Genomic DNA, 11,922 nt, shown 5'->3' on the forward strand with positions numbered 1-11,922 from the left:
GAATAAACCTCCTTTAATAACTAAAGTGGATAAACACCTATGAAAAATGAAGCATATCCAAGAGTTAGATATGCTTCATTGAAGTGTTGGCAGCTAAAATCTTTATGATTGGTTCTGCTTTGACACCACTTTCTTTTTTGGCATAGCAAAGGAAAGTGCCAATGCTGCAGCAGACAGGACCAGCATAAATAAATAGGAGTCACTTGAACCAAATATGGAAGCTGATTTTGCCAGCTGACCAGAGGAGATTCTTCCCGCTTCCTTAGCTAGCTCAGCTGCATGCGAAGCTGTTTGGATGGAATACACGGTCATGACAACGGCTGTGCCTACAGCACCTGCTAATTGTCGAACAGTATTATTCACTGCTGAACCGTGTGAGCCCAACTCTCTTGGGAGTGCATTCAATCCGGCTGTATTCAGAGGCATCGTAATGAAGCTCAAACCAATTCTTAAAATAACTGTCCTTATCATCAAATACAGATAGGTGGTTGACTCAGTTAAATCAGTTACACCCCACATGGAGATAATGATAAACAGCAGCCCGGTGATAAAGAGTGGCCTTGCACCGTACTTATCATACATCCGGCCTGTAACAGGAGATAAGAAGGCATTGATCACTGCTCCTGGCAATAAAAGCAGGCCAGCCTCAAAGGCTGTGAAACTTCTTCCATCCTGTAAATAGATTGGCAGGAGAATTAAATCTGCATACATAATCATGGTAACGAGTACATTGATCAATGATGTCAGGGTGAACACTTTATACTTAAAAACGGACAGGTTCAGCAACGGTTCATCTGATTTAACCTGTCGCAAGCAGAATAAAGTCGTAACGATAAGTCCAATGATAATGGCTGTAAGGACGATGGGACTATCCCATCCCTTGCTTCCTGCACTGCTGAAACCAAACAGAATAGATCCAAAACCAATTGTTGACAAAAAGACGCTTAAGATATCCAGCTTTGTTCTTGCTGTTTCTCCAACATTCATTAAATATTTGAATGCTAGGATAATAACGATTAATACTAAGGGGATCAGCCCAATGAAAAGCCATCTCCAGGAATAGTATTCTACGATGAACCCTGATAATGTTGGAGCTATGGCAGGTGCAAATATCATCGCAAAGCCAATCGTCCCCATAACACTTCCGCGCTTTTCAATCGGATACAAATATAAAATCACAGTCATTAGTAAAGGAATAATAATGCCTGCACCGATTGCCTGTATCATTCTCCCCGTCAGCAGCATGCCGAAGTTCATTGCACAAGCACAAAGTGCAGATCCGGCCAGCAAAAAAAACATGGAACTGATAAACAGCTGCCTTGTTGAAAAGCGTTTCATTAAGAAGGCGGTTATTGGCACCAAAATCCCATTTACAAGCATAAACCCTGTTGACAGCCATTGTACTGTTGCAGCTTTCACAGCAAAAACGTCCATGAAATCACTCATTGCCACATTTAGTAGAGTCTGGTTCAATGTTGATAAGAAGCACCCAGCAATCAGTACAACTAATAAAACCTTCCTATTTGTCTCTGTTATTTGCTTATCCATTCCTAACCCCTCGATTCAGATTGCTTTATCAACAAATTGTCGATAAAATTAATGGTAACAAAAATATATTTTGATGACCATGAACAGTTTATTTTCGAATGTCCACTAGTCAACATTAAGGTTATTGATTGTTGATAAAGCTTAAAAAAATCTACAAAGGGGTTTATATATGTCTATATCAAAAAAAGAAGATCCTCGGACTATCCGTACAAAAGAGATGCTTAGAAATGCCGTTCTCTCTCTTTTAAGCGAGGGGGCATCCATTTCTACTTTAAGTGTTCAAAAAGTTGCTGCCCAAGCTGGTTTGAATCGAACAACCTTTTATTTGCATTATCAGGATATACAGGACTTACTCACACATATCACGAAGGATATCGTAAACGAGATCTCAAATAAGATTGAAGGATTATTACATGCAACTGAGCTGTCAGAGAAACAGCAGCTAACACAACTGCTTGATTACTTATATATCCATCGAGGGTACTTGCTTACATTACTAAGTATCAGTCGATTTGAGGAACAATTGTACTTGCTCTTGGAGCAGCTGATAAAAATGAGAAGAGAGAACACGGAGAGAGACATCCCTGCCGAATATGTTTCAATGGAGATAAGGACAGCTTCATTGGTGGGCATCATTATGTGGTGGATAAGAAAAGGGCTTCACTATAGTTCGGATTATATATCTGAACAAATTTATTTAATGTACAGACATGATTCTTAATCAACAAACAAAAAAATTAGATGATATGTTATTCAGCTAACGGGTACTTATGTTTCAGAGCTGCCAAGCCAAGCAGCTCTTCTTTTTCATAAACGAGGCAGTTTTGTTGAAGAACGCTTAATTAATAATATATTGAACCCCCAAAATATAACTGTTAAAATATAGGAACAAACATTCTGTTAGGGAGAGGCTGAAATGCAACTTTATTTATACGATGAAAGATTTAAAAATGCTATCGAAAATTATGAATTGACTGAGGAACAACTTTGCTATACTGGACATCCCAAAGATTGTATAAAATTATCAGAAGAAGATTCTAATCGCTATTCAATCTTAGCATTGGAAGAGGACAAACTTGTAACTTTTTTCGTTTTACATAGAAATGAAGGGGTAAAGCCATATTCTAATAATAATAATTCAATTTTATTAAGAGCATTTTCAACCGGTTTCCTCTACCAAGGCAGGGGATATGCGAAGAAGTCATTAATGCTTTTACCTGAGTTTGTTAAAGAGAATTTTAATGGAATTAATGAAATTGTATTAGCTGTTAATGTAAATAACGTAGTAGCACAGAAACTTTACCAAAAGTGCGGGTATGTTGATGAAGGTGTTCGGAAAATAGGGAAAAAAGGTGAGCTTATTATAATGAGTTATCATTTATAATCTACAGGCTAACTCAGATAATACTTTTAGCAAGAAGTAAGTGTAAATTATTGTGCTTCAATTACGGGGCTTTCCTTAAATAAAAGGGAAGCCATTTTCTTATGAAGCTAAAGGGGCAGTTTAGTTCAACAACTATTGTTACATCATAGGATAGGTTCTACATGCTTTTTAGAAAAAAAATACACCATCTACATAAATAAAAATTTAGATGATGTATGTAAATATCCTTTTTAAGGTTGGCAACATAAATTTCCTTCGCCCTTTTCGAGAGCAGATTTTAGACTATCAAGAACTCCCGACCAAGCCATTTGGTGCCAATTGATTGCATCAGTCCAGTCCTCATTATCTTTAAATCCATTATGTTCAATAATGACTTTGGTAGAGTCTTCATTGATCGATTTGAAACTTACATTAACATTTGTTAATTCATTTTCATTGTTCATTAATGTCTCAAATTGGTCTGGCCCTTTCCAAGTAAAATGAAGCTCTTTCTCATTAATAAGTTTTGTGATTTTACACCCCTTTGTATTCATACCCTCAGTATTTCCAGGTATAAAGTAAAGTTCATATGCACCACCTTCTATAGCTTCTACAACTGTCTCAGGCGCAAACCATTCAGAAACCCTTTCAGAAATTGTCCAGGCAAACCACACTAGATCTATTGGTGCATTAATTGTTACTTCTTTTATAATATTTTTATCATTTGTGGTGTTTTTCAAAAAAAACCTCTCCTTTTTATTTGTAAAATAATTACACCTTAATATTATCATTGTTAAGAAAATTACAAAAGATTAATAATCTTATTTTACATACCAGTGCTTATACTGAAGAGCCTGCTATCAATGAGTGTCTTCTTCGATTTTTCTTCCTATAATTCTACAACTTAAGTTGTAGAGGATTTCAACCTTTTCCTGGAGGTAATAATTTCATTTGAATATAAAATTTAATGAAAGGGGGTTATACAAATGATTAGAGGACTATATGAAGCGCATTTACCAGTAAGTAATTTAAATAAGTCAATTGAATTCTATAAAGGTTTAGGCTTAAAGCTAGCGATTAGGTATGAAAAAACAGCTTTCTTTTGGATAGTAGAGAATAATAGCTGGATTGGGTTATGGGAAAGTGATCAAAGTGTTAATACACATTATCATCCATCCTTAAGACATATAGCATTTAAGGTAGATTTTGAGGATTTAAAAAATGCAAAGCAATGGTTAAATCAAAGGGGTATTGATTTACGTGAAGAGTTCGGTTTCAAACCTATTGAACCCATTGTAATGCCAGATTAAGCCCATGCTATGGTGTATTTTCATGATCCAGATGGAAATTCATTAGAGTTTATCTGTAAACTCTCTTCAGAAACTGAGAACACACCAGATATGTACTTAAGTGAGTGGGAAAAACTCAAAGGTCCTGAAGCTAATTAGGCATTGTTTTGCATACTGAAAATTATCAGTTTAATTTTTCTTCTTCAAAGATTTATGAAATTGTGAAGGGTTGTAAGAAGTGCTTATATTCCAGATCAGCTGCCAATTCAGGCGGCTTTTCTTATGTAACAAAAGGGGCAGGTTTATTGAATAAGGGTTTTAATAATGTTAAATTTTAGCTAAAGATAGTTGGCAAATGAGAGGGAATGAATCAATGGATAAGGAAATGTTTATACATATAAGTAAATGTAAACTATATGCTAAATTGGTGGGAGAGAATAATGGAAAGCCAACAGTCATAATGGATGCCGGATATGGAGACTTTTCTAAAGCCTGGAATTTAGTATTAAGGGAGATTTCAATGCTCTCTAGTGTACTAATTTATGATAGAGCAGGACTTGGGAAAAGTGAATCAAATTCTAGTCCCAGAACCAGCCGTGAAATGGTAAAAGAATTAAAGGAACTGCTTGGTGAAGCCAAGATCAAGCCTCCCTACATATTAGTAGGTCATTCATTTGGTGGAGTAAATATGAGGATGTTTGCTACAGAATATCCAAATGAAGTTTGTGGACTAGTCTTGATTGACTCTACTCCCGAAGATTACAGAGAACGATTTCTGCCTACAATGTCACAAGATTTTCAACAAGCATATAACAAGCAATTCGTTTACGAAGGAAATTATGGAGAATTTATGGAAAGCCTAAAGCAGTTAAAAGACACTAGGCAAAAATTAAATGTACCATTAATTGTTCTTTCTGCGGGTAAGAAAGCTCACTATTCTATCGAATCACAAAAGTTATGGAATGAAATGCAGAGAGAGATTCTTGAAATATCCTCTCATGGAGAATTAGTAATTGCTGAAAATAGTGCTCACTATATACAAAATGACGAACCGGAAGTGGTAGTCTGTGCAATAAAAAAGTTAATTGAGAATAATTAATTCAGCTGCTAATCAGGCAGCTTTTTTCTTTTTAAACAAAAGGGGCAGTTTAGTTTAAGATCAATGAATAACTTGTTCCAACAACCGGGCAAGATTTTGGAATAATAATTTCAAAGATAAAATTCTTACCTCTTTGTTTTGATAACGCAATCTTTCTTAAGAAAGGTTAGGAACTTTATTACTTCACAGAGTATTTGAAGTTAATTTTTAGAGTAATTTTATATTGATTTATAATGGTAATTAATTTACTATATAAGCAAGGGAGGTAAGTTATGGAAAAAGTTAATGACTTAAAATTAAATGTAAGCTTATTACGCAGGAAAGTACCGAATTTAACAAGTGCAGCCAGGCTAGTCGGCTTGCGACCAGCTACAGTTTCTAATCTATGCACTGGAAAAATACCAATTGGTAGAGCAGAGGTTCGAACTTTAGTTGCATTGGCATCATTAGCTGCTTGCAGTTTAGATGATCTGATTATCAGAGCGGAGAAAACCGAAATCATAGAAACCCAAATTAAAACTTTAGATTTATTTGCTCCATTAGCAAAAGGAGGTACTGTAGGTTTAGTTGCTCGCCCAGGAATGGGGCAGCTCGTTGTATTAGCAGAATTACTCTATCGGTTTAAGAATGAAGCGTATAAAACAATCTTTTTAATTCCTGAAGGTGAACACCGAGGGTTAAATGATGTCACTAAAAATGCAGAAATTGTTACCAATACAATTGAAGAAACATATGACAATATTGCGAATGTCGGTGGAGACCAAGATATTATATTTGTTGCAGACAGAACCCATGTTATTACAGGAGAGATTCAACAACTGCAGGAAAACCTTCAAGGGATTGGAATTCATTCTATAACAACTTTCCTCGTTGATTTGACAGGCGAAGTTGTTGATGAAGATTTACCTTATGGACCGCTTGAAACATTATGGCAATTCGATGCTGACCTAGTTGCAAGACATCGCTATCCAGCCATTAATCCTTTAAGTTCAACATCATCCGTTCTCGAAGGGGCTCATTTAGATCAGGAACATTTTGCAATTCAACAAAAAGCCCTTAAAATTCTTCGTCGTTATCGGGAACTCCGTTCTTTAGTAAATGTTAGCGGGATAGAACGGATTCCGACTTCTGAGCTACAAACATATCGAAGAGGCGAGAGACTTGAAGCCTATTTAACTCAGCCTTTTTATATTGCCGAGTCCTATACAAAGAAACCAGGTCAAGCTGTTGGTCTTCAAGATACTTTGAAAGATGTGAAAGACATTATGAATGGTGCAGTTGATTCTAAAAATGTATCGGAATTAGAATTTATTGGGAAATTACAATCCTAGGATTTGAAAGTAGGTCTTCACATATGTCAAAAATTCATCGATTAAATCCGAGTTCAAAGTCACTCCACGGTTTCTTTAGTAAAGATTTAGTACCTGCTTTAGAAATAGATTCAGGGGATACAGTTCATTTTCAAACACTAGACAGTGCGTGGGGTATCGAGAAGCGGAAAGCATTAGGGGAACCTAGAAAGAAATACCGTAATGTTCAACCTTCCCGAATGCCAAAACAATTTGGCCATTCATTAGTCGGTCCTGTCTATATTAGGAATGCAAATCCAGGTCAAACTTTAGAGATTAAGATTAATGAAATTGTTCCTGGCTCATGGGGATGGACTTCAGCGGGGGGATTTCCTAGCTACTGGAATAAGAAATTGGAAATGATTGAAGAAAAAGAAGTGATGCTTGATTTTGAATTAGATATCAACCAAATGATTGGAAAAAGTCAATTTGGAAATTTTGATTTCACTGTAAAGCTAAATCCCTTCATGGGAATTATGGGAATGCCACCCTGTATACCAGGACAACATACAACTATTACACCTAGGGCTACGGGAGGGAATATTGACTGTAAAGAGTTACAGGCAGGAAGTACATTATATTTACCGATTGAGGTAGAGGGCGGATTATTTTCTACAGGGGATGGGCATGCTGTGCAGGGAGATGGAGAAGTTAGTGGGCCCGCATTAGAATGTCCTATGGACAAAGTAAATATAACCTTTACAGTAAGAGATGATATTCAGATTAAAATGCCAATAGCAAAAACAAATACTGGTTGGTTAACAATGGGATTTCATGAAAATCTTGAAGAAGCTATTTTGAAAGCTTTAAGTGAGATGCTAGATTTAATGGCATCTTTATATAAAATCTCACGAACTGAGGCGTATGCCTACGCTACGATGGTCGTTGACCTACGAATAACTCAAATAGTTAATGTTTGCAAAGGTGTTCATGCATTTCTTCCTTTTCACGCATTAGGAAAATAGAATATTCAAATCATAAACATATTGTATGCTTAAACTAAAGCAAATAATCCTTTAAAAAGGTTGGGATAACCAATGAATTATAACGATAGTTGGGTTAATAATAATGGTATTAACATACACTTTTTGGAGGAAAATGCTAATCTTAAAAATGAGACTTCTTTGGTAATTATTCCTGGTCTTTCGGAATCGGCCGAAGATTATATTGATGTAATTGAAAATCTTGCCCCTAGACACTGTATCATTATCACACTTAGGGGGCGTGGCAAAAGTGACACTCCAGAGACTGGATATAGTTTAGATGATCATATCAGTGATATAGAGGCGGTTGTTAAACAACTGGAGTTAAAAGACTTCATTTTATTCGGCTACTCTAGAAGCGTTTCATACGTACTTAAATACTCGCTAAAAAACAAAAACTTAGTTAAAGGATTAATCATTGGTGACTATCCTGCTATTCATACCCAACTCCCTCAAGGGTGGGTTGAGTTTTTTTCATCATTACCGCCTTGGAGGGGGATACCTCTATCCCAAAGAATGAGCAATACAGCATTGCATGGTATACAAAAAGAGTCAGCTCAAGTTATATTTTGGGATGATTTATCATCAATTGAATGCCCCGTCCTTATTATTCGTGCTGGAAAAAATGGAGCTGCGTTATCATTAGAAGCTGGAAAACAATATTTAGAGAAAATGCCCCAAGCAAACTTAGTCGTATTTGATGAATCGGATCATAATATTTTTGAACCGAATTTAGATACATTCATACAAACTATAGATTTATTTATGAATAATGTTCATACAGAATTAGGAGAGCTTTAGTCCTTTTTAGGGGTACTTTTTTGTGGACTACCAAAGCAACCTGTAAAATAGCTCGCAAAGGTGATAGGCATCAACTGCATCAGTTTTTACCTTCCGTAAACTTGAACTTTTGGCTCTATGTGAGAAAAGAGGATTGACAACAATATAACATAATTTTGCTCCTCTAGAAATTGAAAGACAGGATTGTCGGTATCCCAAAGGCTTCTTGTAATGTCCTGGGTTCGTTTGTTAAACGGGAACCTTGTCCCAACCAGCCTGAAACATGTTTATACAAGTAGGGGATGAACATGTTTAGTTGGCGGGATTGAGTCCCACGTGTGCCAAGTTCTACCCCAAACCGTAATCATATGACCATATATAAAAAGGTCAACCAGATAAATCTGGCTAACCTTATATTACGAACGGTTGTTAATATTCAAGTTCAGCTGCCAATTCAGGCGGCTTTTCTTATGTAACAAACGTGGCAGGTTTGTGAAATAAGGCTAAGGTAATTTTATTTTTTTACAATGATTAGGGTGTGAAAGGTAACAGTTATTGTCTGCTTTTCTTCTTTAATTGACGGGCAGATTGAAGATCTACCTGTGTAAAATATTGAAGGAAAAAATCAGCTGTTTAATAGCAGCTGACAGACTGTAGACAAACTCGATGAAAATCGAGTTTGCCTACAGTCTTTTTTGTTTTAAAATAAAAGAAGAATAAGGTTAGAGGTGATGAAAATGCTTTCCAAACATAATTCGATTCAACGTGATCAGCTTGAAATGGTTACGTTAGATCAACTGGTGCCTGAAAACCATTTAGTACGAAAAATGGAGGCTGCTATTGATTTCTCCTTCATTTATGATTTAGTGAAAGATACATATTCAGAAGTAGGCCGTCCCAGTATTGACCCGGTAATTTTAATAAAGCTTACTTTTATTCAATATACTTTCGGCATTCGGTCCATGCGCCAAACCATTGAGGAACTAAAAACAAACATGGCTTATCGCTGGTTTTTAGGATATGGATTTTATGATAAAGTTCCTCACTTCTCTACCTTCGGTAAAAACTATGAGCGTCGTTTTAAAGATACTGATCTATTTGAACAGATCTTCTATCGAATCTTAAAAACGGCCACGGAAAAGAAATTAATTAGCGCTGAACATGTTTTTATTGACTCGACACACGTAAAAGCAAGCGCGAATAAACATAAATTTGCGAAGAAAGTTGTGCGGAAGGAAACACGCGCATATCAAGAACAGCTTCAGACAGAAATCAACGATGACCGTGAAGATCATGGGAAGAAGCCATTTCCACCTGATAAATTTGAAAAAGAGGAAACAAAAGAGATCAAAGAAAGTACCACAGACCCAGAAAGTGGCTACTACGTCAAAGACGAACGCACTAAACAGTTTGCTTATTCGTTTCATGCCGCCTCTGATCGCAACGGATTTATCTTAGGAAATATAGTTACACCAGGAAACATTCATGATAGTGGAATCCTTGAGCCTTTAGTTGAACAAGTGATTGAAAAAGTTGGGAAACCTGAAGCCGTTGCCGCAGACGCAGCTTATAAAACACCTGCCATCACAAAGTTCTTACTTGAACAAGAAATAACACCTGCTCTCCCTTATACAAGACCACGTACAAAGGATGGATTTTTTCGAAAGCACGAATATGTTTATGATGAACATTTTGATTGTTATATTTGCCCAGCGGGCAAGATTTTGAACTACTCAACTACCACAAAGGAAGGCTATCGTGAATACAAATCATCGAAACAGACTTGTGCCACTTGTTCATTATTGCCCCAATGTACACAGAGTAAGAATCGCCAAAAAGTGGTGACCCGACATATTTGGCAGGAATATGTGGAGGAAGTGGAACATCTTCGCCATCACAAAGATGTAAAACCAATATACGCAAAGCGAAAGGAAACGATTGAGCGTGTTTTCGCTGATGCAAAAGAAAAGCATGGAATGCGTTGGACAACGTTAAGGGGACTTAAAAAATTGTCGATGCAAGCGATGCTTACTTTCGCGTCCATGAATTTAAAGAAAATAGCCAACTGGACGTGGCAGGACCCAAAAACAGTATAAATCTGAGGATAGGACAGCTGCATTCTGTCCTCTAAATGAATAAAAATAGAAAAAAACTTCAAAAGGGGTTCGGAATGAGACCATTCCGAACCCCTTTTGTCTACAATCTGTCAGCTGTTTAATAGCAGCTGATTTTTTATTGCATAAAACAAATGATACTGCCCCTATTGATCTTTAAGGTTTAAAGCGGTATGTGCATCCTGCAGTCTCACATTTAGTTGGTCACCTAAACGATTAGGGTGATAATATCCATTGGCAGTCATAAAATCTGTTATCTTGGCATGTGTATCCACTGCAATTCTTAATTGATCGCGAAGAGCTGATTTCAGTTCAGGTGTAGCTGTTTCCGTAATAGCAAATGCAAGATTTCTGACGGCAGATTTAGATGTAATCAGGAAATCCGAGGCGATTGCACGTTCGGTTAATCCTCCCATTCCAGAAATATTTTGCAGGAGATTAGTCATTTTGAGTCACCTCCCGGTTTGTAATAAATCTCTGAAGTTGCTGCAGACCTTGACTTCCTGATTCTAAATCACCAGAAAGAATCGTCTTGAGATCTCCATCAGGAAGCAATTTGCTCATAGTTACAGCTTTTGTTACACAAACAGTTTTAAATGCAATTAACTCGAGTGTCTCCAGTGTTTCATGAAGTCCTAAATATTTAGTCAAGAATATCTCTCCAATCTTTAAAAACTTCACTTATCTTTCTTCAAACAGGAGACTCATATTCCACCCAAAATAGTCCATAACCGGTAATTTACCATTGAATAATATTCACATTTTAAAGGAATTTTAAATCCAGGAGGTGAAGTCATGGAGAAGGAAATCTTGGCTTATCATGAAACAATGGAAACACATGAGGTTTTAAATCTGAAAACTGTATGCTTATTGAAATCAAAGCTTATGCAGGGCCTTTGTTTCGATAATGATTTAAAAGTACTGATGGAAAAAAATGTTCAACAGTCAATTGCAGCGATAAATGAACTTAAAGAATTTTATAAAGGTGCAAGAACCAATTATATAGAATGAGGTGAAAAAAATGGAAATGGATTATTTGGATCCCCAAGGGGCTGAACATATGCCAGAAATGGCAGATTCGGGAATTGCCTTGGAGTTTCTTCTTTCGGTTAAAACGGGCATTCATACATATGCCATTGCGTTAACTGAAACATCGAGCCTGGAGTTAAGAGAGGCATTATACAGGCAAATGGAACTATCTATTGATTTACACACCGAGATATCTGAATTGATGATAAGCAAGGGCTGGTTATATCCGAAAGATATTGGCAAGCAAGTTGAGCTGGATCTTAAATCTGCCGACAATGCTTTAATGATTGCCGGTATGAACTTATTCCCGAATGATACGGATAGACTTGGAATGTTCGCAACGCCTAATAAATAAGGGAGGTTAGAGA

Annotated in this window: 13 protein-coding genes and 2 pseudogenes; 10 read left to right on the plus strand and 5 right to left on the minus strand. The window is 36.6% G+C overall.

The features are described 5' to 3' along the window. Nucleotides 1-102: 102 nt before the first annotated feature. Nucleotides 103-1,548, minus strand: a complete 1,446-nt coding sequence (locus tag J1899_RS03180) for a DHA2 family efflux MFS transporter permease subunit (RefSeq protein WP_214477522.1) — start codon at nucleotides 1,546-1,548, stop codon at nucleotides 103-105. A gap of 169 nt (nucleotides 1,549-1,717) precedes the next feature. Here J1899_RS03180 and J1899_RS03185 point away from each other — a divergent pair, with 169 nt between their 5' ends. Together J1899_RS03185 and J1899_RS03190 are read left to right on the plus strand one after the other, a co-directional pair. Continuing rightward, nucleotides 1,718-2,269: a TetR/AcrR family transcriptional regulator gene (locus J1899_RS03185; RefSeq protein WP_214477524.1), complete on the plus strand. Its 552-nt coding sequence runs from the start codon at nucleotides 1,718-1,720 to the stop codon at nucleotides 2,267-2,269. 195 nt (nucleotides 2,270-2,464) lie between these two features. Next, nucleotides 2,465-2,932 (plus strand): GNAT family N-acetyltransferase, encoded by a 468-nt coding sequence (locus J1899_RS03190; RefSeq protein ID WP_214477527.1) that lies wholly within the window; start codon nucleotides 2,465-2,467, stop codon nucleotides 2,930-2,932. Nucleotides 2,933-3,162: 230 nt separating this feature from the next. On the opposite strand, the gene J1899_RS03195 is transcribed toward J1899_RS03190, so the two are convergent. Beyond that, nucleotides 3,163-3,651 carry an SRPBCC family protein gene (locus J1899_RS03195; protein ID WP_214477529.1) on the minus strand — a complete coding sequence of 163 codons (489 nt, stop codon included), beginning with the start codon at nucleotides 3,649-3,651 and terminating at the stop codon, nucleotides 3,163-3,165. A 246-nt stretch (nucleotides 3,652-3,897) separates the two neighbouring features. Between J1899_RS03195 and J1899_RS03200 the strand changes: the two are divergent. The 5 genes and pseudogenes from J1899_RS03200 to J1899_RS03220 all read left to right on the plus strand — a co-directional run bounded on the left by J1899_RS03200 (nucleotide 3,898) and on the right by J1899_RS03220 (nucleotide 8,432). Next, nucleotides 3,898-4,359 (plus strand): annotated as a pseudogene (locus J1899_RS03200) (VOC family protein). 214 nt (nucleotides 4,360-4,573) lie between these two features. Next, the gene (locus J1899_RS03205; RefSeq protein ID WP_214477531.1) at nucleotides 4,574-5,299 is read left to right on the plus strand and encodes an alpha/beta fold hydrolase; all 726 of its coding nucleotides are present in this window, start codon (nucleotides 4,574-4,576) and stop codon (nucleotides 5,297-5,299) included. A 272-nt stretch (nucleotides 5,300-5,571) separates the two neighbouring features. Beyond that, complete coding sequence (locus tag J1899_RS03210; protein WP_214477533.1) at nucleotides 5,572-6,630, plus strand: P-loop NTPase family protein; 1,059 nt, start codon at nucleotides 5,572-5,574, stop codon at nucleotides 6,628-6,630. Between the two features lie 23 nt (nucleotides 6,631-6,653). After that, complete coding sequence (locus J1899_RS03215; RefSeq protein WP_214477536.1) at nucleotides 6,654-7,613, plus strand: acetamidase/formamidase family protein; 960 nt, start codon at nucleotides 6,654-6,656, stop codon at nucleotides 7,611-7,613. Nucleotides 7,614-7,685: 72 nt separating this feature from the next. Next, nucleotides 7,686-8,432: an alpha/beta fold hydrolase gene (locus J1899_RS03220; RefSeq protein WP_214477538.1), complete on the plus strand. Its 747-nt coding sequence runs from the start codon at nucleotides 7,686-7,688 to the stop codon at nucleotides 8,430-8,432. 39 nt (nucleotides 8,433-8,471) lie between these two features. Here J1899_RS03220 and J1899_RS03225 read toward each other — a convergent pair. After that, nucleotides 8,472-8,614: pseudogene (locus tag J1899_RS03225) on the minus strand (IS110 family transposase); the annotation flags it as partial. A gap of 534 nt (nucleotides 8,615-9,148) precedes the next feature. Between J1899_RS03225 and J1899_RS03230 the strand changes: the two are divergent. After that, complete coding sequence (locus J1899_RS03230; protein WP_214477539.1) at nucleotides 9,149-10,507, plus strand: IS1182 family transposase; 1,359 nt, start codon at nucleotides 9,149-9,151, stop codon at nucleotides 10,505-10,507. Nucleotides 10,508-10,671: 164 nt separating this feature from the next. On the opposite strand, the gene J1899_RS03235 is transcribed toward J1899_RS03230, so the two are convergent. Both J1899_RS03235 and J1899_RS03240 read right to left on the minus strand, forming a co-directional pair. Next, nucleotides 10,672-10,971, minus strand: a complete 300-nt coding sequence (locus tag J1899_RS03235) for a spore coat protein (protein WP_214477541.1) — start codon at nucleotides 10,969-10,971, stop codon at nucleotides 10,672-10,674. Continuing rightward, nucleotides 10,964-11,176 carry a hypothetical protein gene (locus tag J1899_RS03240; RefSeq protein WP_214477546.1) on the minus strand — a complete coding sequence of 71 codons (213 nt, stop codon included), beginning with the start codon at nucleotides 11,174-11,176 and terminating at the stop codon, nucleotides 10,964-10,966. Before J1899_RS03240 ends, J1899_RS03235 begins: the two co-directional genes overlap by 8 nt. Nucleotides 11,177-11,320: 144 nt before the next feature. Between J1899_RS03240 and J1899_RS03245 the strand changes: the two genes are divergently transcribed. Beyond that, entirely contained in the window at nucleotides 11,321-11,536 is a 216-nt protein-coding gene (locus tag J1899_RS03245; RefSeq protein WP_214477548.1) for a spore coat protein, read from the plus strand. 10 nt (nucleotides 11,537-11,546) lie between these two features. Continuing rightward, complete coding sequence (locus tag J1899_RS03250) at nucleotides 11,547-11,909, plus strand: spore coat protein (RefSeq protein WP_214477549.1); 363 nt, start codon at nucleotides 11,547-11,549, stop codon at nucleotides 11,907-11,909. Nucleotides 11,910-11,922 lie beyond the last annotated feature (13 nt).

Source organism: Cytobacillus gottheilii (assembly GCF_018582665.1).
In the GTDB taxonomy this organism is placed as follows: Bacteria; Bacillota; Bacilli; order Bacillales; family Cytobacillaceae; genus Cytobacillus; species Cytobacillus gottheilii.